General features: G+C 65.7%; 23 protein-coding genes and 1 tRNA gene. 9 read left to right on the forward strand and 15 right to left on the reverse strand.

The genetic code is table 11. The annotated features are described in order from the left end of the window. Positions 1-32: 32 nt before the first annotated feature. On the forward strand, positions 33-893 hold the full coding sequence (gene kdsA, locus KP010_RS11225) for a 3-deoxy-8-phosphooctulonate synthase (protein ID WP_142864130.1): 861 nt from the start codon (positions 33-35) through the stop codon (positions 891-893). A 5-nt stretch (positions 894-898) separates the two neighbouring features. Here kdsA and queF read toward each other — a convergent pair whose 3' ends face one another. The 3 genes from queF to KP010_RS11240 all read right to left on the reverse strand — a co-directional run bounded on the left by queF (position 899) and on the right by KP010_RS11240 (position 2324). Further along, complete coding sequence (gene queF / locus KP010_RS11230) at positions 899-1360, reverse strand: preQ(1) synthase (RefSeq protein ID WP_142864131.1); 462 nt, start codon at positions 1358-1360, stop codon at positions 899-901. Between the two features lie 114 nt (positions 1361-1474). Continuing rightward, positions 1475-2062 carry a DUF2939 domain-containing protein gene (locus tag KP010_RS11235; RefSeq protein ID WP_142864132.1) on the reverse strand — a complete coding sequence of 196 codons (588 nt, stop codon included), beginning with the start codon at positions 2060-2062 and terminating at the stop codon, positions 1475-1477. Positions 2063-2239: 177 nt separating this feature from the next. Then, positions 2240-2324 (reverse strand) — tRNA-Leu (locus KP010_RS11240). Positions 2325-2490: 166 nt separating this feature from the next. Between KP010_RS11240 and KP010_RS11245 the strand changes: the two genes are divergently transcribed. Continuing rightward, positions 2491-3495, forward strand: a complete 1005-nt coding sequence (locus tag KP010_RS11245) for a complex I NDUFA9 subunit family protein (RefSeq protein WP_142864133.1) — start codon at positions 2491-2493, stop codon at positions 3493-3495. A 69-nt stretch (positions 3496-3564) separates the two neighbouring features. On the opposite strand, the gene KP010_RS11250 is transcribed toward KP010_RS11245, so the two are convergent. Further along, positions 3565-4242, reverse strand: coding sequence for a sulfate transporter family protein (locus KP010_RS11250; RefSeq protein ID WP_142864134.1), 678 nt, complete (start codon positions 4240-4242; stop codon positions 3565-3567). Positions 4243-4431: 189 nt separating this feature from the next. Between KP010_RS11250 and KP010_RS11255 the strand changes: the two genes are divergently transcribed. The 3 genes from KP010_RS11255 (at position 4432) to KP010_RS11265 (ending at position 7648) form a co-directional block, all read left to right on the forward strand. Further along, complete coding sequence (locus KP010_RS11255) at positions 4432-5238, forward strand: bifunctional 2-polyprenyl-6-hydroxyphenol methylase/3-demethylubiquinol 3-O-methyltransferase UbiG (RefSeq protein ID WP_142864135.1); 807 nt, start codon at positions 4432-4434, stop codon at positions 5236-5238. A 135-nt stretch (positions 5239-5373) separates the two neighbouring features. Continuing rightward, complete coding sequence (locus tag KP010_RS11260; protein WP_142864136.1) at positions 5374-6234, forward strand: class I SAM-dependent methyltransferase; 861 nt, start codon at positions 5374-5376, stop codon at positions 6232-6234. Between the two features lie 43 nt (positions 6235-6277). After that, entirely contained in the window at positions 6278-7648 is a 1371-nt protein-coding gene (locus KP010_RS11265) for a (Fe-S)-binding protein (protein WP_142864137.1), read from the forward strand. Positions 7649-8452: 804 nt separating this feature from the next. On the opposite strand, the gene KP010_RS11270 is transcribed toward KP010_RS11265, so the two are convergent. From KP010_RS11270 to KP010_RS11280, 3 genes are all read right to left on the reverse strand, one after another. Next, positions 8453-8809, reverse strand: a complete 357-nt coding sequence (locus KP010_RS11270) for a hypothetical protein (protein ID WP_142864138.1) — start codon at positions 8807-8809, stop codon at positions 8453-8455. Then, positions 8806-9135 (reverse strand): S24 family peptidase, encoded by a 330-nt coding sequence (locus tag KP010_RS23075; RefSeq protein ID WP_216280881.1) that lies wholly within the window; start codon positions 9133-9135, stop codon positions 8806-8808. The genes KP010_RS11270 and KP010_RS23075 overlap by 4 nt, the downstream gene beginning before the upstream one ends. Before the next feature lie 120 nt (positions 9136-9255). Continuing rightward, positions 9256-9594: a hypothetical protein gene (locus tag KP010_RS11280; protein WP_142864140.1), complete on the reverse strand. Its 339-nt coding sequence runs from the start codon at positions 9592-9594 to the stop codon at positions 9256-9258. A gap of 100 nt (positions 9595-9694) precedes the next feature. On the opposite strand from KP010_RS11280, the gene KP010_RS11285 reads away from it, so the two are divergent. Next, the gene (locus tag KP010_RS11285) at positions 9695-10297 is read left to right on the forward strand and encodes a hypothetical protein (protein WP_142864141.1); all 603 of its coding nucleotides are present in this window, start codon (positions 9695-9697) and stop codon (positions 10295-10297) included. Positions 10298-10347: 50 nt separating this feature from the next. Here KP010_RS11285 and KP010_RS11290 read toward each other — a convergent pair whose 3' ends face one another. The 6 genes from KP010_RS11290 to KP010_RS11315 all read right to left on the reverse strand — a co-directional run bounded on the left by KP010_RS11290 (position 10348) and on the right by KP010_RS11315 (position 16041). After that, positions 10348-12036, reverse strand: coding sequence for a DUF882 domain-containing protein (locus KP010_RS11290; protein WP_185966572.1), 1689 nt, complete (start codon positions 12034-12036; stop codon positions 10348-10350). 346 nt (positions 12037-12382) lie between these two features. Beyond that, the gene (locus tag KP010_RS11295; protein WP_142864143.1) at positions 12383-13171 is read right to left on the reverse strand and encodes a hypothetical protein; all 789 of its coding nucleotides are present in this window, start codon (positions 13169-13171) and stop codon (positions 12383-12385) included. A gap of 78 nt (positions 13172-13249) precedes the next feature. Beyond that, a complete protein-coding gene (locus tag KP010_RS11300; protein ID WP_370464697.1) occupies positions 13250-14245 on the reverse strand; it encodes an NAD regulator in 996 nt (331 codons plus the stop codon). Positions 14246-14255: 10 nt separating this feature from the next. Continuing rightward, positions 14256-14768, reverse strand: a complete 513-nt coding sequence (locus KP010_RS11305) for a tyrosine phosphatase family protein (RefSeq protein WP_142864144.1) — start codon at positions 14766-14768, stop codon at positions 14256-14258. A 17-nt stretch (positions 14769-14785) separates the two neighbouring features. Next, positions 14786-15436: an HD family hydrolase gene (locus tag KP010_RS11310; RefSeq protein WP_142864145.1), complete on the reverse strand. Its 651-nt coding sequence runs from the start codon at positions 15434-15436 to the stop codon at positions 14786-14788. After that, positions 15424-16041, reverse strand: a complete 618-nt coding sequence (locus KP010_RS11315) for a DNA-3-methyladenine glycosylase I (RefSeq protein WP_142864146.1) — start codon at positions 16039-16041, stop codon at positions 15424-15426. Before KP010_RS11315 ends, KP010_RS11310 begins: the two co-directional genes overlap by 13 nt. A gap of 199 nt (positions 16042-16240) precedes the next feature. On the opposite strand from KP010_RS11315, the gene KP010_RS11320 reads away from it, so the two are divergent. Then, complete coding sequence (locus KP010_RS11320) at positions 16241-16798, forward strand: hypothetical protein (protein ID WP_142864147.1); 558 nt, start codon at positions 16241-16243, stop codon at positions 16796-16798. Positions 16799-17021: 223 nt separating this feature from the next. Continuing rightward, the gene (locus tag KP010_RS11325) at positions 17022-17417 is read left to right on the forward strand and encodes a DUF3126 family protein (protein ID WP_108917832.1); all 396 of its coding nucleotides are present in this window, start codon (positions 17022-17024) and stop codon (positions 17415-17417) included. Between the two features lie 6 nt (positions 17418-17423). On the opposite strand, the gene KP010_RS11330 is transcribed toward KP010_RS11325, so the two are convergent. Together KP010_RS11330 and KP010_RS11335 are read right to left on the reverse strand one after the other, a co-directional pair. Next, positions 17424-18095 (reverse strand): hypothetical protein, encoded by a 672-nt coding sequence (locus KP010_RS11330; protein ID WP_142864148.1) that lies wholly within the window; start codon positions 18093-18095, stop codon positions 17424-17426. 518 nt (positions 18096-18613) lie between these two features. Then, the gene (locus KP010_RS11335; RefSeq protein ID WP_108917834.1) at positions 18614-19057 is read right to left on the reverse strand and encodes a DUF6678 family protein; all 444 of its coding nucleotides are present in this window, start codon (positions 19055-19057) and stop codon (positions 18614-18616) included. Between the two features lie 196 nt (positions 19058-19253). Here KP010_RS11335 and KP010_RS11340 point away from each other — a divergent pair, with 196 nt between their 5' ends. Continuing rightward, entirely contained in the window at positions 19254-19667 is a 414-nt protein-coding gene (locus tag KP010_RS11340) for an NUDIX domain-containing protein (protein ID WP_216280882.1), read from the forward strand. Positions 19668-19876: the final 209 nt, after the last annotated feature.

The following is a 19876-nucleotide window of genomic DNA, read 5'->3' on the forward strand; positions in this document are numbered from 1 at the left end:
ATCCCGCGGGCGCGAGTGATAAGCTCCCGCGAATGAGCAAAGCGGCGGCGGATTTCTCCACAGTCACGGTCGGCGCGCCTTTGCGCCGCGTGACCTTCGGCAATCATCTGCCGCTCGCCCTCATCGCCGGCCCCTGCGCGCTGGAGAGCCGCGCGCAGGGCCTCGAAATTGCGCAGGCTCTGGCCGAGCTGGCCGCTCGGCTGCAAATCGGCGTCGTCTTCAAAGCCTCCTTCGACAAGGCCAATCGCAGCTCGGGCGCCTCGGGGCGCGGCCTCGGCCTTTCCGCCTCTCTGCCGATCTTCGCCGAGATCAAGGAACGCTTCGGCCTTCCCGTCCTCACCGACGTCCATGAGGCCGCGCAATGCGCGCCTGTCGCCGAAGTGGCGGATATTCTGCAAATCCCCGCCTTCCTCTGCCGCCAGACCGATCTCCTCGCGGCGGCGGCGCGCACAGGGCGCGTCGTCAATGTGAAGAAGGGCCAGTTTCTCGCGCCCTGGGACATGCGCCACGCCATAGACAAGCTGCGCACCGAGGGCGCCGCCGGCGCGCTGGCGACCGAGCGCGGAACCAGCTTCGGCTATAACGCCCTCGTCTCCGACATGCGCGCGCTGCCCATTCTCGCCGAGACGACCGGCGTCCCGGTCATTTTCGACGCCACCCATTCCGTGCAGCAGCCGGGCGGGCTCGGCGCGGCCTCCGGCGGCGAGCGGCGCTTCGTCCCCGTGCTGGCGCGGGCGGCTGTGGCGGTGGGCGTCGCCGGCCTCTTCATCGAGACGCATCCAGATCCCGACAGCGCCGTCTCCGACGGGCCGAATATGATCGCGCTGCGCGATCTGCCGGCGCTGCTCGAGGCGCTTTTAGCCTTCGATCGGCTGGCGAAGGCGCTGCGATAGAGCGATCAGCCCCGCCCGCGATAGGGCGGCACGCCCTGATCCGGCAGCCAGAGTCCCGCAGGCGGCTCGCCCGTCTGCCAGAAGACGTCGATCGGAATGCCGCCGCGCGGATACCAATAGCCGCCGATGCGCAGCCAGCGCGGCGTCATCGCCGCCACCAGATCCTTGGCGATGCGGATGGTGCAATCCTCGTGGAAGGCGCCGTGATTGCGATAGCTGCCGAGATAGAGCTTCAGCGATTTCGATTCGACGAGCCATTCCATCGGCGCGTAATCGATGACGATATGCGCGAAATCCGGCTGGCCGGTCACCGGGCAGAGCGAGGTGAATTCCGGCGCGACAAAGCGGACGAGATAGGTCTCGCCCGGATGCGGATTGGCGACGAGGTCGAGCTCGGCCTCGTCCGGCGAATTGGGCAGCGCCGTCTTCTGCCCGAGCAGCGCGGCGCCCTTGTGCGTCTTCGTCATGAAGAAAGCTCTTAACGCGACGCCCGCCCGCGTCAATCGGGAATGCGACCCGCCGAAACGAGACCGGCGTGCAAGCCCGCGATGGAAAGGCGAGGAGAGCCTTTCATGGAGAGATCACGGGCGCTCGCCCGCATCCGGACGCATGATCTTTTTCAGACTCTCCGGCGGAATGCGAATATCGGCGACCTTCCACGTCCAATCGGTGAGAGCGAAGACGATGGCGACGCCATCCTTGTGGGTGATGCGAAACCGCGTCGGCGACACGAGCTCGAAACGATCGGCGAAGCGCCTCAGATCGAGCTCCTTCGTCCCGCCGGCTTCGGCGCCGCCTTCGGGCTCCGGACCGGGCTGGGGCGCGGAGGCGCGCCGCGCCAGCAGGGCGCCGATGGTGGACGGCGAGACGAATCGGTCCACCGCCGTGTCGATGAGCGCGGGACCGAGCGCCGCCAGCAGGCCGGCGCCCAGCCGCGCGCCGGCGTTGCGGCTCTTGTCGGTCTCCCCCAGCGCACGCGACATCACGACGGTTCCCAGCTGCTCCTTGATCGAGGCGCGCACGGCGGGGAAATCGACATGGTCCGAAATGGCCGCAGCGTCGCCCGCTCTCACGCCGGCCTCGAGCTGGCGCAGCGAGAGAAAGGCGTAGCCGGCGTAGAGAAGCGCGAGAGCCAGCAGCGCGAGAAAGGCAGAGAGAGCGCGTCGCATGATATGTCCCCGGAAAAGCCCGCCCGCGAAGCAGGCCGCGCGGCGCCGTCCGGTTCTGAGCCCGCGACGCCTCTCTTGCAAGCGCGCCGATTATCGATCTCGATTATGGGAATGAAACAGCGCTCTTCACGGGGGAGGCGCCGAACTCGGACATCAGCCAATGCCGATGTCTCGATTTGGTGCCCAGGAGAGGACTCGAACCTCCACGGCTTTCACCACTGGTACCTGAAACCAGCGCGTCTACCAATTCCGCCACCTGGGCAACGCGGCTCTCTTACGAGGCGGACGCTCTGCTTGTCAATGGCGCTCGTCATGCTTCGGTCACGCTCGCGCGGCGCATTTCCTTTCCGCCCAAATCGCGCTAGAGCATCCGCCCGAAACGGAGCGATATTTTCGAGCGCTCCGAGAGAATCGGCGTGGGGCGAAGAATGAGCGCAGATGTGAAGGATGCCGGGCGGATCGTGACGGTGTTCGGCGGGTCGGGATTCATCGGGCGCCATGTGGTGGCGGCCCTGGCGCGCGACGGCTGGCGCGTGCGCGTCGCCTGCCGGCGGCCGGACCTCGCCTTTTTCCTGCAGCCTCTGGGCAAGGTGGGGCAGATTTTCCCGGTGCAGGCCAATCTGCGCAATCCCGCCTCCGTCGCCGCCGCCGTGCGCGGGGCCGAGGCCGTCGTCAATCTGGTCGGCGTGCTGGCCGAGGGCGGCAAGCAGAAATTCTCCGCTCTGCACGCGCAGGGCGCGAAGACCATCGCCGAGGCCGCCGTCGCGGCGGGCGCGAAGCATCTCGTCCATGTCTCGGCCATAGGCGCGGACAAGAATTCCAGCTCCGTCTACGCCCGCACCAAGGCGGAGGGCGAGGAGGCGATTCGCGCCGCCTTCCCCGGCGCGGTGATTCTGCGTCCTTCCGTCGTCTTCGGCCCGGAAGATCAGTTCTTCAACCGATTCGGCGCTCTGGCGCGCTATCTGCCGGTCGAGCCCGTCATCGGCGAGGCGACGCGCTTCCAGCCCGTCTATGTCGGCGACGTGGCGCAGGCGGTGGCGCTGGCCGTGGACGGCCGCGCCCAGGCCGGCGCGACCTATGAGCTCGGCGGGCCGGAGGTGAAGACTTTCCGCGCCATCGTCGAATATGCGCTGAAGATCACCGAGCGCGACGTCAAAATCCTGCCGCTGTCCTTCGCGACCGGAGCGATGATCGCGCGCGTCACGCAGACGCTGCACAGCCTCTCGCTCGGCCTTTTCCCCAGCCTGCTAACGACGACCGTCGATCAGGTGGAGCTGCTGCGCCACGACAATGTCGTCTCCGCGCAGGCCGAGGCCGCCGGGCTGACGCTCGAGGGCCTGGGGATCGCCCCGACGGCGATCGAGGCGATCGTTCCGTCCTATCTCTATCGCTATCGCAAGACCGGCCAATATCAGGCGCAGCGGCTGGCTTGAGCGGCAAAGCGCGTTTAAAGCCGAAGCGGGCGCCGCTCGGCTTTTAAAACGCGCCGGGACCAAAGACGCTCAGCTCGCTCGCGCCATGGCGCGGGCGGCGAGCGTCTTGTGCATCCGCACCATGAAGGCCACGCCGAACAAGGGCGTGAACAGGTTGAGCCCCGGCACGGCGACGAAGCCGGCGATGAACAATCCCGCGAGAAAAAGGGTCGTCGCATGGCGGCGCGTCAGCTCGCGGGCTTCCTCCAGCGAGCAATAGCGCGTCGCGGCGAAGGCGAAATACTCCCGCCCGAACAAATAGGCGTTGGCCAGCACGAAGACGATGGCGTTGACGCCCGGCACGAGCAGCAGCAGCAGGGCGACGAGATTTACGCCCGCCGAGACCAACGCGAAGCGCAGCGCCATGATCATCGCCTGGCCGGGCGGCAGCGGACGCCCGCGCGGCCCGAGCGGATCGATTTCCTCCTCCACCACATCGGCGAGATCGTCGAGGAAAAATCCCGCCACGAGAATGGAAATCGGCGCGATGAGAAAGGCGAGCCCGAAGACGAGCCCCGCGCCGGTCGCGAAAGTGACGATCGTTCGCAACCAATAATTGTCGACGGTGAGGAAAGAGAGCGCGACCTTGTCCAGCCCGGTCCAGGCGAGCGCCAGCAGGACGAAAGTCAGGCCGAGGCTCTTGAACAGAACATTGCGGAACGGCGGCGAGAAGATTTGACGGGCGGCGTCCAGAGCGGCTTGCAGCATGAGGGCTCCGAGGGGGGCGGAAAGTCGCCGTCAACATGGGGGGAGCCGGGCGCGGGCGCAAGCCGCGCTGCAAGACGCAGCGCCGCGAGAACGGCGCCCCGGAGCGCGGCGGCGCACGGACGAGCGCCGTCGCCGAATATGTGCTAGGGGCTCCGGCGCGGCCAGGATTCGAAAGGCGAGGTTTTCGCATTGATAGGACGAGATTGGTTCAGACCGCGCCCCCGCTCAGAGGAGGCTCCGGTCACAGATCTGTTTTCAGGGGATGAGACGCGCGCGCCGTCGTTCCAGAACGCCGTCGACGCAATTCCGGGTTGGAGCTGCCATTTTCCGGTCGAATATGGCCTTTCCGCCGGAAAGCTGCCGACCTTCGACGATCCGCGCATCACTTGGGCCATGGAACGTTTCGGCGATCTTTCCGGCCGCGCGGTGCTCGAGCTCGGCCCGCTGGAGGCCTCGCACACTTATATGCTCGCGAAGGCCGGCGCCCATGTCGACGCCGTGGAGGCGAACCGGCTCGCCTTCCTCAAATGTCTGGTGGCGCGGGAAATCCTCGATTTTCCCAATGCGCGCTTCTATCTCGGCGATTTCGTGCAATGGCTCGAGCAGACCGAGACGCGCTATGATCTCATCGTCGCGAGCGGCGTGCTCTATCACATGCGCGATCCGCTGCGGCTGCTGCGCGCCATGTCGGAGCGCGCCGACGCGATCTATCTTTGGACCGTGATCGTCGACGACGACAGGCTCGCCCCGAGCGCGACGCAGCGTTTCGAAGGTCTCGACATGCGGCTCTATGCGCGCGGCTATGGCGATCGGAGCGTGGCCTTTTGCGGAGGATCGATGGATTTCCCGAATTGGATGCACAGGAACGATGTTCTCGCTGCGCTCCGCGCGCTCGGCTATGAAGAGATCACCGTGCTGGACGACATCATTGGAACCGCGGGCAACACGCTTCCGACATTTTCTGTCTTCGCCAGACGGCGTCCCGCCGAAGGCTGACGACGTCTCGCGGCGCGGCGGGGCCCTGCTCTTTCATCCGCCGCCCGCCCCCGACGAGGGCGCCGCCAGCGGGCGTCGCGTCACAGAGGAATGGCGCGCCTCTCATAGAGGACGCGACTCGTATAGAGGAATGGCATGAGCATTCAGGACAAGACCAAGCAGCTCCCCCTCGGCAAACGCCTCACGCGCGCGCTCCGCTCCCTGGTCGGGTTGAAGAACGAGCCGCTGCCCGTCGAGCACGTCAAGCTCAATCGCAGCCAATACAAGACGATCTGGAATTCCGTCTCGGTCTCGCAGGACGACGCCAAAATGGCGGTCAGCGGCTATACGGACGAAGAGGTCTATCGCCAGATGGGCGAGGGCACGCGCGAGATGCTGCAGTCCTATGTCGGCATAGGCCCGGACGATGTGGTGCTGGAGATCGGCGCCGGCGTCGGCCGCGTCGGCGCCGCGCTCGCGCCGATCTGCAAGGAATGGATCGGCGTCGACGTCGCCGAGAATATGCTCGGCCATATTCGCCAGCGCCTCGCCGCTTTCGACAATGTGCGCACGATCCCGACCAGCGGTTTCGACCTCGCCAATGTGCCGGACGCTTCGGTCGACGTCGTCTACAGCACGGTCGTCTTCATGCATCTCGAGGAATGGGATCGCTACAGCTACATCAAGGAAGGCTTCCGCATTCTGCGGCCGGGCGGACGTATGCTCGTCGACAATGTGGACATCACCTCCGATCTCGGCTGGAAATTCTTCGAGGAACATTGCGCTGTGCCGCCCTTCGAACGGCCGGCGCAGATCAGCAAGACCTCGACGCCGCAGGAGCTGGAGACCTATTTCACGCGCGCCGGCTATGAGGCGATCGAGCAGATCCGCGCCGGGCTCTGGATCGTCACCTATGGCCGCAAGCCCGCGGCGCAGGAGCAAGAGCAGCAGCAGCAAGAGCAGCCCGCCGAGCAGTTGGCCGCCGCTCCGGCGGAAGAGGCGCAAGCCGCCGGCTGACGGCGCAAATATTGCTTCCATGCCGCCCGAGGAAACGGGCGGCATGAAGACATTTCTCGACTGGTCGGCTTACGACACCTATGGAATCGGCGACGCCTATTCCGGCATTCCGGCCACCGGCGGCAATTACGCCAAGGCGGTGGCCGTGTGTATGCACAGCCGCGATTGTCAGAAGACCGCCAAGGGCGTCATGTGCCCGAGCTATCGCGTCACCGGCGAAGTCAAGCATTCCACCGAGGCGCGCGTCGCCGCCTTCAAGGCCGCGCTCAATGACGGCAGCGACGAGCGCGCTTTCGCCGATCCGCGCCTCGACGAAGCGATGGATCTCTGCGTCTCCTGCAAGGCCTGCAAGAAGGAATGTCCCAGCGCCGTCGATATGACGCTGATCAAGACCGAATATCTCGCCCAGCGTCACGAGATCGTCGGCGTGCCCAAGCGCCTGCGCCTGTTCGGCGGCGTGCCGGAATGGACGGGCCGCCATCGCGCTCTGCTGCGCTTCGCCATTCGCCTGCGCAATCACTCGCGCCTTCTCTCCAAGCTCGCGGAAAAATGGATCGGCGTCACCGCCCGCCGTCCCATTCCCGAGCCGGCCCCCGCGGCTTTCGCCCGCTCCGCCCCGGCGGCGGCGAGCGCCGGGGCGCGCGGCGAGGTGATCCTCTTCGTCGATACTTTCTGCCATCACTTCGACCCGCATGTGGCCGAAGCCGCCGTCGAAGTGCTGGAACATGCCGGCTATAGTGTGCGCATCGCCGAGCCGGCGGCGACCGACGCGGAGCCGGACCGTCCGCTCTGCTGCGGCCGCACTTATCTGACCACCGGAATGGTGAAAAAGGCCCGTGGCGAGGCGGAGCGCGTGCTCGCCGCCTTCCGCGACGAGATCGCCGCCAAAACGCCGATCATCGGCCTCGAGCCCTCCTGCCTTCTGTCGCTGCGCGACGAGCTCTATAGTCTCGGGCTCGGGCCGGAGGTCGGCGATCTCGGCAAGCAGCTCTATCTGCTCGAGGAGTTTCTGGCCCGCGAATATCAAAACAAGGGCCTGCGCCTTTCGTTGAAGCCGCTCGATCTGCCCAAGGCGGTCGTGCATGGCCATTGCCATCAGAAGGCCTTCGGCGTGATGAAGGCGACGAAGAAAGTGCTCGGCTGGATTCCGGGCTTTACCTTCGACATCGTCGAGACGAGCTGCTGCGGCATGGCCGGCAGCTTCGGGCTCGAGGCCGAGCATTACGAGACCTCGATGAAAATGGCGGAGCTGTCTCTGCTGCCGGCGATGCGCGACGCTGCGCCCGACGCGCCGCTGATCGCCAATGGTTTTTCGTGCCGCCACCAGATCGAGCATGGCAGCGGCCGCAAGGCCCGCCATATCGCGCTGCTGCTGCGCGACGCTCTGCAGCCGGCGCCTCGAGCCGCCGAATAAAACTGTAGAAGCCTGAGTAGAAAGGGCCGCTCGCACCTCCCCCTCGAGGGGGGAGGTCGATCGCCGAAGGCGAGCGGGAGGGGGGTGTTAGTAGACACATAGAACCGGAGTAACCGGGATCGACCGGAATTCTGCGGAATTTCGCGGGTTGCCAAGGAAATCAACGACTTTCCAAGGCGGCTGGCGGGGCAACTGGTGCGGCATCCGGACACTTGAAATTAGAGGATCGGCGGCGGCATTGAAAGCCCTTCGAGAGGCTTTCCAAGCGCCCTCGAGCCCTTGTTCTCCCGCAAAATCGCTCCTCTGCGCCGATCGGAGCGACGGATAAAATCAAGCCCGCAGCGGCGCGGAACTTTCCCATGGCGGGAAAGTTCCCGCGAAGGCGTCAATGCAGCGAATTAATGCCGTTACATCAACGGATTGAGTGTCGTTCCCCTGGCGCGGGCGGTAGGGCTAACTTTCCCCCTGGCCAGACACGTCCTTCGACCGCGAGACGTTCCACGAAGCGGAAAAGAACTGCCCGCCGCCGGCAACTTCTTCCGGAGGCGACGCCGCAATTAGTCATCCACCACGGGACCCTTGATCACCTTGCCTTCGGCAAGCAGCGACGAGGCTTCCTGTTTCGATACGAGCCTCCAAGAACAGCAGCAGACGCGTTGCTCGCACTTCGCGGGTGGGAATTCCGGAACGGAACGAAGCAACAGTCCCGCCCGCGCCGCTCCGCAGCCGCAGAAGCCGGGCGGGGCTGGGGGCACGGTTAGGACGCCGCCGAACGCACCGCGGCAGAATAGAGCGCATGCGAGGTCACTTTCTCCGCATGGCTCCAGGCGCCTTCACGCCATTCGGGCCGAAAGCGGCCTCGAGACCGAGACAGAAGATTTTGTCGTCCGTGGAGTCGAACTCGGCCTTCACGAGCTGAATATTCGCTTCGAGCAAGCCGCGCAGGCGTCCGCCTTTTCGCCAATCGTCTGGCGAGACCCTTCGTGAAGTCGCCATCAACGCCAAAGACGGCGTGTTGCCCTCGAGATGAGGACACCTCGACTCTCCGTAAGCCAGCGTCGCGGCCATCTTCGTCAGCGCCTTTTCGTCGGGCGAGAAACTATCAGCGACGGCCGGAAAGGTGAAAAGAAAATAGGCGATCAGCACGAAAACACGCTTCATAATTCCTTCTCCGTCCAAAACGCCCGACCGCGCACCCGCAATTGCATGGAGTCGGCCGGGCTCAATTCTTCATCCGGGAATAGACGCTTATCGTCATTATCAGACTCCAACGTGATTTTCCCGGAAATGGCCTTATGAACTCGTTTTATCCTTACCTCGTCGCCGAGCGAGACGACGTAGATTTCGCCATCGACGACATCTCGGCTGAAACGATCGACCATGATGAGCGCGCGATCGGCGATCGTCGGCGCCATGCTGAAGCCGGTGGACCTGATCAGTTGCGCGGCATCAGGGGTGACCGCCCGAGTCTTGCCGTTGAACCCCACCTCGTCCGGCTGTCGCCGGCCGACCCTCCCCCTGAAGGGGAGGGTGGAGCGCGCGCCGGCGCACCTCGCGCGCAGTCGTCAAGAATTGTCCGCTAACCGACAGAATTGAACGTCGCGCGCTCAGCTCTCCCCGGCGCGACGATGGGACAGCTCCTCCATCAACGCCGACACCGTATCGAGCAGGCGGATCGCGCCGGGCAAGCGGGAATGCGCGTTCTGCTGCGCCTCGCCCTCCGGGTCCATGCCGCGCCACCAGTCGATCAAGTCGCCGATCAGCGCGCGCCCCGGAATTTGCTCGAACGGAACGCCCGGATAGGCGTCGAGGCCGAAAGCCGCCTCGAAATCGCGCAGGCAGGCTTCGACATAGCGGGCGTCGGCGCCATTGAGCGCGAAAGGCCGTTCCGGCGCGCGACGCACCATGCGCACCTCGCTCAGCTCCGGAATATAGTCTTTGATCACCGCCCCGCTCCGTCTCCGAAGGCCTCGCGACGTCAGACTCCATCAATTGCGGCGCCAGCCTGTCGCGCGGCCATGGCGCGACGCTTGCATTTTTACGAGCATGACCACAAACGCGACCGAGAGAGGGCCGGTTCCGCCGGCGCTCAAACGATTCATCTGGGATATTCAGTCGATGGTCGAGCTCGCCGACAGCGAGCGGGAGATTCTTCTCATCGGCCGCGATCTGATGACCCGCCTCGTCGCCAGCGACGATTGCCTGCCGGCGGTTTTCGCCGAGGCTCTGCCGGGGCGCGGGCGGCAATTCCAGCTCTACAGCGATGGCGAGGAGCGCTTCGCCGTCGTCGCCTCGGTGCTCGCCGGCGGCGCCGGCCTGTCGCTGGAGCAACCGGGGGTCTGGGAAATCGCCGGCGTCTTGCGCGGCGCGGTGGCGCGGCGCCTGCCCGGCGGGGCCGAAGACGCGCACGCATTGGAGAAAGGCGCGGTCGAAGCGCGGCTCTCCAAGACCGGCCCCACGACCGCGCTCTCCAATGCGCTGGCCGAGGAGGTTTCGATCGCGATCCAGGTCTATGGCGGGCCGGTCGCCGGCGTCGTCCGCCGCTCGGTCGCGCCCGATGGCGCGGTCGGCGAGGCCGAGCCCTACGCCAATGGGGAGGCGACGCCCCCTTATGACATCTTCACCATTCAGACCGAGATAAAGGACTGATTCAGCGGTCTGCGCCGACCCTCCTCCGTTTCACGAAAGCGAGCGGCGGCTCAGCGCGTCGAAACGAAGCGGTCCGTCGGCAGAATCGCCGTTTGGCCGGCGAAAGCCTGCGCCTGTCCGCTCGATGCCGAGGGCGCGAATAATCCCGCATCGGCGCGGGCGGCCGAGCGCGGCGCGGCGAAAGTGGCTCCGAGCGCCGTGCCGCCCGGCAGCCGGCTCGCCGAGACCGCGGTCGTCAGCGCACGGAAATTGGAGCGGTCCAGCCGCGCCGGCACCAGTTCCACTTTCGCCGCCGCGGGCTTGGCGATCGGGGCCGGTCTGGCGGCGGGAAGGCGCAGTTCGGAGCCGGCGAATTCGCTTCCATAAGGAAGCGATCGCGCGGCGGACGGCGCATAGGCGAGCAGCGGCTCCGGCTTGGAAGGCGAAGGCTCGAGAGGAGCCGAAGACTTGAAAGTCGAAGACGTCGGCGCAGACGACGGCGCCGGATGCGCGGCCGGCGGCGGCGGGGCGCTGCGCGCCTCCTCGATGACGCCGCCGCGCAGGCTGGCGGGGCCGAGATCGACGAGGCTGGCGATGGCGCCCACGGCGCGGCGGGCCGGCGGCGCGGCTGCGACACTCGCCAGAGCGGCGAATTCGCTCGGACGCGACGGCGGCAGGGGCGCGCCGGCGAGGGCGAGGAACATCGGACGCCGCGGCGGCAGGGGTGCGGCGAGGGCCGCGTCGAGCTTCGCCTCGATCCGCGCTTCCTCGGCGGATATCGCGAGCGAGGCCGTCGTCACCGGCTTTTGCCGCTCGGCGGTGCGCGAGACGGCGGGCGGATCGGCCGGGCCGGCGCTCAGCTGCGTCTCGCCGCGCGGCAAATTGCGCTCGGCCGCGACGATGCGCTCCGGCTCGCGACGGCTCGGCGCCGCGGCCTCGAGGCTCTCCTCCTCCTCGGAGGCGCCGGCGGAGCGGCGCGGCGCCAGCGACGCCCATTGCTTGCGCGCCGTCGGCGGCGGAGCCGTGGCGACGCCGCTGTCCTCGTCCTCCTCGCCGCCGCCGAACAGCATGGCGAAGAGACCCTTGCTCTGGCGCTGGACGGCCGGCACATAGGCGCCGTTGCCGCGCGCCTCGATCTCGGCCTTGGCCTCCTCATAGCGCGCGAGCGGCTGGTTGTTGGTCGGCAGATGCACGGTCTTGCCGTCCGGAAACAGGCGCGCGAGCTGGTCGTAGCTCATACGCGGCCAGGAGCGGACGCCGCCGACGTCGAGATGCACGAAAGGCGTGCCGGCGGTCGGATAATAGCCGACGCCGCCGCGCTGCATCCGCATTCCGATCTCGCGGATCTGCTCCATGGACATGCCCGGCATGGTGGTGTCCATCGCCTTGCCGAGCATGTGCTGCGAATGTTTCGCCACGGCGCGGGAGCGGCGGCGCAGCATGGAGTTGGTCTCCGGCGAGCGATAGGCGGAGACGACATGGACCGGCTCGGTCGCCCCGGCCTGCCGATAGGCCTCCCATACGACATCGAAGAGGCGCGGGTCCATTTTGGTCGGCTCGTCGCGGCGCCAGTCGCGCAGGAACCAGTTCAACTGCTCGAGAACCGCCGAGTCGTAGCGGCCATTGACCAGATAAGTCGCGGCGATCTGCTCTTTGGTGTGGCTGTGGAAGAGATAGAGCGTGCGCGTGTCGCCATTGGCGACCGCGTCTTCGGTGAAGGACGGAGCCAGCGCCGCGATCAGCGCCGCCGCGGCGCTCATGAGCCGCGCGATAGACCGTCGTGAGAGGAGAGGCGCGCCTTCCCGCCGATCGTCCAAAACTCTCTTCTTTCCGCTGGTCGGCGGGCGAGACAGCCCGACGAATTGAATTGCGAGACGCGAGCGCCGAACGCACGGGCGACCGATCCACGGATCGATCGCGGCTTCGTCCTACCGTCGCCACGTCTCGGCGGCGCATGTCTCGCCGCGGACTCGGCGCGGCTGGACGCGGCCTCCCTTCGACACGGGCGAATCGGTCTCGACCGTGAGATCGAGGACGCTATTTCGACAAAATGGCGAAAAATTGCCCGGCCGCCTTTACGACACAATGTCGAGCTTCCGTTAAAAGTCAATGTGCTGCGCCGCCGACGAGCGGCGGGACGAAAGCGCCCGTAGCCAGAATCGGGTAGCCGCCGGGGATGAGCGGCGCCGGTTCGGGCGACTTTTGTGCGTCGCCGCTGGTGAAGGCGGCCGATGGCGGGCGGCGGGGCGGCTCGGGCGCCTCGAGCGGCGCGGCGCCATTGGAGCGGATGGAGGCCGTCGGCATGGCGTCGACGGAGCCGATCGCGGCGAGCCGATCGCGCTCGGCGAGGGCGAGGCGGATCGGCCCCTGCGGCGGCGATGTGGGATCGGCGAAAGCCTGCGACACCGCGCCGCGCACCTTTTGCGCGAGATCGCCGAGCGGATCGGAGGCCGGCGTCGCCGAGGCGATCGTCTGCGCGCCGCGGCGGCTGCGGCCGGCGGCGGCGATCATCGTCTGGCCGCCGCCGTTGCAATTGCGAATACCGAGCGAAATCAGCTCTCTGCCGGAGAGAACCCGATATTGGCGGGTGAGATAGCCGAGCCGCTCGCGCACCGCCGCGGGATAGTAATTGAAGAGCTCGGCGGAGACGCCGGCGTCGGTCTGATGGTCGATCGCATTATAGGCCAAATGGAATTTGACCTGCGAATCCGGATAGACACAGACATTCGGAAGGCTGAGCGCCATTGTGCAGGCCGACCGGCATTCGTGCAGACGAACCTCGCGACCCTCGCGGCGATAGATTTCCGTTTGCGCCTGATACTCCGAGACGAGACCGCCCACATCCTTGTAGACGACGACCGGCGCCGGAGCAGGCGGCGGCGACAGATAACCCAAACAACACCCCTACGCTCTACAGACGTCCGACAAGAGAAAATTCACCATGACAGGGTGAATAGTCTCTTAACCGCCGGATCATCCTCTTATGCCGACCCTGAGGCCGGGCGCAGGACGTTCTTGCAAGACATTGCGGCGAAAATGAAAAAGCGCCGCGGGGCGGCCGCCCGTCTTCAGCGACATCTCCCCGGTCGGCTCGACGGCGGCGGAGGTTTCCACGAGACGGCGGAAATTCTGCTTGTGCAGATGACGGCCGGCGATCGCCTCTACTGTCCGTTGCAGCTCGGTGAGGGTGAAGGCCGGCGGCATCAGCTCGAAAATCACCGGGCGATATTTCATCTTGGCGCGCAGCCGGCCCATTGCGGTGGCGAGAATGCGCCGATGATCGTGCTGCATGGACGCGCCGAGCGGCGGCGGCTTCACGCCGCGCCTCAGCGCCGCCTCGCGGCCGTCGCGCCAGGCCTCCTCGACGAGTCCGGCCTCATAGAGCAGCTCATAACGTTCGAGCGCATTCTCCTCGTCGAGACCACGGCCCTGCGGCCGGAACAGGAGATTGACGCGGTCCCGCCGCCGCAGGCCGGAAGAGGAGAGCGCATCCGGCGCCTCCTCCACCCAGGCCGAGAGGCCCGGCAAAATGGCTTTCTCCATCAGTTCGGGACGCCCGCCGCGCCAATCCTCCCAGGGGAAGAATTCATACCAGCTGCGAAAGCCGCGAATTTCGCTCGCGCCCTCGGCGATGCGGGTCAAGGCGAGATAGCCGACCGAGACCACATGCGGATCGCGGTCGCCGGCGCGGGCGTGGCGGCCGCGATCGCCGAAAGTATAGAGTTGCTCGACATAGCCGAGCGTCACGCCGGTCTGCTCGGCGACCCAGGCGCGCAGGCCGATCTCGAAAGTGCGGTGACGCACCGGATCGAAAGGGCCGGACGGCAGAGCGGCGCGGGCGTCCTCGCCCGTGGCGGCGACCGTGAGGATGAGCGGCTCGTCCTCCAGCGCCGCGACGATCGCGGCGGTGAGGCCGATCCCCACCGGCAGCGGTCCCTCCATCGCGCGCAGATGTTCGAAGCTCATCATCTCCTGTGCGTCAGGCGAGCTCGAGCGCGAAGGGCGCCCCCTCGTAGCAATCGGCGCCGCGGCCGATCTCGGCGATCGCCGCCGTCATGCGCCCCTCGCGCGAGAGAAGGCGATCGGCCAGAGCGACGAGACGGCGATTGGGCGTGGCGGTGGGCGAGGCGCGGCGCAATTCGCGCGCGAGTTCCGTCTCGGCCCGCTGCGGCGCGAGCGCGCAGGCGAGAATGAAGGCCGCGGCCGGCGAGCGGCTGACGCCGGCATAGCAATGAATGACCAGCGGCTCGCGCCGGTCCCATGCGCCGGCGAAATCGAGCAGGCTCTGAATATGCGCGCAATTGGCGAGCACATGGCCCTCCTGATCCGCCTCTATGTCGGAGACGGCGAGGCGCAAATGGCGCTCGGGAATGATTTCGCTCGGCCGCGCCAGCGAGGCGCCGGCGGTGAGAATGGTGATGAGCGAGCGCGCGCCGCTGGCGCGCACCGTGTCGACGACCTTCGTGAGCGAGCAGACATAGAGGTGCGCCATCTCTCACCTTCTCTGTGTCACTTCGACGCCTCACCCTCGACACTGCGCGCCTCGCCTCGCTCGATCGCGGCGAAGCGCGCCAGAAAACGCTGCTGCGCGGTCTCGACCGAAATCGGCTCCAACGCTTGCAGGAAAGCGTCGGGGCCGAGCGCCGGCCGGCCGAAGATGCGCTCGGCTTCCGCGCGTGTAAAGCCGGCCAATCCGATCGCCTCGAAAAAAGCCGAGGCGCGATCCGCCCTTTTGGAAAGGCGCATCAGTGCGGCGTCCGGCTCCGCCGGCAATGAGAAGCGCAGCAGGATCGCCGTCAGAATGCGTTTCTCCACGCTCTTGTATGTGTCGCCGATGACGGCTTTGAAGGGGGAGATCATGTCGCCGATCACATATTCCGGCGCGTCATGGAGCAGCATGAACAGCCGCCCCTCGCGCCCGAGCCCTGGCGACAGCGCGCAGGCGATCGCCTCGACGAGCAGGCTGTGCTGGGCGACCGAAAATATATGTGGGCCGCGCGTCTGACCGTTCCAGCGGGCGACGCGGGCGAGGCCGTGGGCGATATCCTCGATTTCCACATCGAGCGGCGAAGGATCGAGCAGATCGAGCCGCCGGCCGGAGAGCATACGCTGCCAGGCGCGGGGGGCGACCTCCGCCTTGCCCGCCTTCACGCCGCGCATCTGTGGCACTCCGCCAGATGGTCGTCGACCATGCCGACCGCCTGCATGAAGGCGTAGACGATGGTCGGGCCGCAGAAGGCGAAGCCGCGCGACTTCAAATCCTTGGCGAGGCGGCGCGATATGTCGGTCTGCGTCGGCACGTCGGCCGTCGTGCGCGGGCGGTTGACGATCGGAACGCCATCGACGAAATCCCAGAGATAATCGGAAAAGCCCAGGCGCTCCTCTATCTCCAAATAGGCGCGCGCGGAGGCGATGGCGCCTTCGATCTTGGCGCGATTTCGGATGATTGCCTGATTTTGCATCAAAGTTTCGACGCGCGCGGCGTCGAAGCGCGCGATCGCCTGCGGATCGAAGCCCTCGAAAGCGGCGCGAAAGCCTTCTCTACGGCGCAGAATGGAAATCCAGGAGAGGCCCGCCTGGAAGCCATCGAGGATCAGCTTTTCATACAGAGCGCGCGAATCGCGCTCCGGCCGGCCCCATTCGTCGTCGTGATAGGCGACATAGAGCGGATCGTAACCGGCCCAGGGACAACGCAAAACGCCATCTGGATGGCGAAGCGCCACAGCGTCGCGCCACGCGCGTGGATTTTCTCTTTCAGCGGCCATCGCCCCTTCCCTCGCGCCCTACGCGCGCCATCTTTGCCGAAAGAGCGTTTCATAACATTCTCATTGCGGTCGCGGCGAGCTTGCGGCCCATGCGTCGATGCAAGACAATTGGCACAGGCCGTGCTCGCAGTGCGGCCGTCGGGAGCCGTTTGCGCCGACGACTCTTCATCGGCGACGGCGCTCACCAAGGAGAAATTTGATGTCGATCCGTCTCGTCTCTTACGCAGCCGCCGGCGCCCTCGCACTCGGCCTCGCCGTCGCCGCGGGTGAAGCGAAAGCGCAGGCGAATATTTTGAAGGAATGCGGCGCGCAATATCAAGCCGTCAAGGCCGCCAACGAGCTGAAGGGACAGAGCTGGCAGGACTTTCTGAAGGCCTGCCGCGCCCGCCTCGCCGAGCAGCCCGCCGAAGCCGCGCCGGCCGCAGCGCCTGCTCCCGCTCCGGCCCCGGCCCCGGCCCCCGCGCCCGCTCCGGCCGCCGCCGCTCCCGAGCCGGCTCCCGCCCCGGCTCCCACTCATGCCCCGGCCCCGGCAGAAACGGCTCCCGCTCCGACGCCGGCTCCGGCTCCGGCCCCAACGACCGCCGCTCCCGCGGCGAAGCCCGCCGCCGAAGGCAAGGCCGCCCAGGCCGCGCGCCAGAAGAAATGCGGCGCCGAATGGAAGGCGAAGAAGGCCGAGCTGCTGAAGGCCAATCCCAAGGCCACATGGCCGAAATATTGGAGCGAATGCAACAAGCGCCTCAAAGCCGCGGGCGAGTGACCGAGCGAGCGAGGCGAGATTTTCGACAGGCCCGGCGCAGCGCGCGCCGGGCTTTTTCGTTCGAGCGGAGATGGGCGAGCGGAGACGAGCGAGCGGAGACGAGCGAGCGGAGACGAGCGCCCGCGCCCTCTTGCGGCGCGGCGGCGATTCATGGCACAGGCAGCAGGCCGCGAGACGACGGCGAGGCGCTCGGCAAGAGGCGCGTGAAGCGGGGGAACCGGAATTGGACAAGATCGAGCTGCGTAAGCTGCAGGCCTTCTTGCGCCAGTCGCTCGGCAACGACGGGATTCGCGTGACCGCCGATCCCAAAAATCCCGAGGACGCCGCCGTTCATCTCGGCGAACGCAAGATCGCCTCCATCATGGTGGACGACGAGGACGGCGACCGCTCCTTCGCCTTCGGCATGAAGCTCCCGGTCGGGCGCGAGACGCTGCAATCCTATCTGCGCAAGCTGTTCGAGAACGACAAGCTCACCATCGCCCCGCGCGGCCGCAAGACCGATTCGGTGGAGCTCAACAGCGGCGAAGATTTTCTCGGCGTCATCTCCGCCGACGACGCCAAGCAGACGAGCTACACGCTGCAGATCGCCATTCTCGACTTCGACCTCGACGATTTCTGACAGCGCTCAGCGCGGCCGCGGGGACGCGCCGTCGATCGAGGCCAGAAAGGCGCGCAGGCCCTTCGCCAGCTCCTCCCAATCGCGCAGCAGCGGCGCGGAAAAGCGCGCCTCCACATCCACGGTCTTCCGGCGCAGCGCCCAGATGCAGGGGGCCGAGCCGAGAAAGCCGGCGTCCCGACGCGGGCAGCGCGCGAAGAACGCGCGCCCGTCCGGCGGCGCGAGATAGAGCTGCTCGAGCTCATAGGGCGAGCCGGCCTCGAAGCGCCGCAGGACGAGGCCGCCCGGCCCGCTCCAGACCTCGCTCTCCAGAAAGCGCGCATAGAGACGCGACGGCCGCTCGGCCGGATCGAGCGCCTCCTCGCGCGGCGCGAGCGTGACGAAGACGCGCATCGGATCGAGCTCCTCGGCCGCGCGCCGGCGCGGATCGAGGCTCGGCTTTGGCGGCGGGGCGAAATCGGGAGCCACGGCGATGAAGGAAAGACGATCGACCGCCCCGCCATAGCGCGTCGACTCGTCGCGCGCGTGGGCCGGCGAATAGACGAAGCGCGCATCGCCGAGGCTGGCGGCGACGACGGCCGGCGCGGCCTCGTCGGCTCTTCTCAGGAGGCGAAAGGCGCCTGCGCCGAGAAGCCCCAGCGCGAGAGCGAGAAGGACGAGAACGAGGACGAAGAGACGCATGGGTCTTTGGAAAGAGGAGCGCGGAAGATTCGCGAAGCTTAGCCCATTTTCGCCGGCGCCGCTCGCGCTCGCCGGTAGTGGGTCAGTTTGAATTTCACGTCATGACCCAAAGCCGTCACGCACCTTTGCTGACCTGAAGGTCTCAGATGGGGTGAGAAGCGGAGGCCTATGCTCGGCTACCGCGGAACCAGGGCGTAGCCACTATGAATTTTTCCGCATCCGCTGGCGAAGCGAACGGACCTACCAACCTACCGGAATGCCTGTTCTTGAATGTGGTCCCTTCGACCCATTCCTGCTCGTCGAGATATGTTTCGCCGTTGCGGAACTCCAGCACGTCGGCTGCTCGTTTCCCGTCCTCGCTGTAGAGCTTGAACGCGCTTCGGCATTCTTGCTCTGGCATCGGGGGCTCACTCATTCGCCGCCTCTCTGCGTCGGGTCGATCCCAGTCGTTCGACGGTTTGCCTCAGAATGCGCGCTCCTGGCGAGACGTCCCCATTCGGCAACGCGTAACTCTACATTCAACGAGAATGTGTCTCTGTCACGTGTCCCATGATCAATAAACCTCGTTCTGTGAGTTGGACTGGATATTTTCCAAACCCATCGATCGCATTCATGATTGCCTCGACGTCTTGCTCGATTTCTCCATCGGGAACGCCAGGATTGCCCCGCTTATATTTCGCTATACGGGGAACAAGCATCCATTCGATGGAGCGCAAAGGTATCGGGCCGAAGCCAAAGATGTCGACCCAAGGACGCGGGGACCATAAGCCTATCGGGAAATAGACCCTTTTTTCTTCGGTAACGTCGATAAATTTCACGATGCAATATTCCAGCCGCCACTCGGGCTTGTTGAGTTCCGAAAACACTTTCCGCCATTTCGTATCGGACATGAGCGAGGCGTGCGCGCGCGCCTGGACCCTGCGGCCAACGCACTGAAGTTCCTCACGCCCATGTGTCGCCATACCAGCACTCCTCCGCGCTAAAAAATACCTGCATAAAATTGCCTTCGCACGGCGCGAATTTTGCTCGGCGGCCCCTTTAAAGAATAGCGATTATGAGGGTAGGATTCCGGTAATCAATAGGGCTCCGAAAATTCGGACCGCACCGCCGGACACTACTTACGCCCCATTTGCTGCATTGGGAAGGCATTGTTGCTCGATGTACCAAGTGGAAAAAGTGTGCCTCGTCGTGATCCGAATGTTTGAGTGCGGGCTGGAAGTCCTTGCCTTTGTGCATCCTTCGGCTGGGAAGCAGTTCGTGAAGGGAACGATCGAAACAGGAGAGACGCCGGTCGAAGCTGCCGAGCGCGAGTTGCGAGAAGAAAGCGGACTGACCATTCAGTCGCCATTGATGTACCTCGGACAACACCAGATCGGAGCTGATCGTCAGCTGTGGCATTTCTTCCATTTTCGTTCTTCTGGCCTACCCGACACTTGGCAACATAAGGCTGAGGACGACCACGGTCATACTTTCTCATTCTTCTGGCATCCGATCGATTTGCCGCTTGATCGAGACTGGCATCCGCTCTTTCACGAGGCCTTTGAGTTCTTTGCGCCTCTTGTACCTCACTAATGTCCATACATGGCGCGACGCGGGAACGGCCAAGCGCGACCTATGCCGGACACGATGGATGAAACGTGATGGAAATTACAGTGATCGATAGGATGCGCTCGTCGAACCGCCAGGAGCTGTTGACGCTCCTTGCGACGTCGATCACGGAAATGACCATTCAAACCGACCCATAACGCGGTTTCCTCTTCGCGGCAAAAACTCTAGAAAGT

The organism is Methylosinus sp. KRF6 (assembly GCF_018887255.1).
Classification (GTDB): domain Bacteria; phylum Pseudomonadota; class Alphaproteobacteria; order Rhizobiales; family Beijerinckiaceae; genus Methylosinus; species Methylosinus sporium.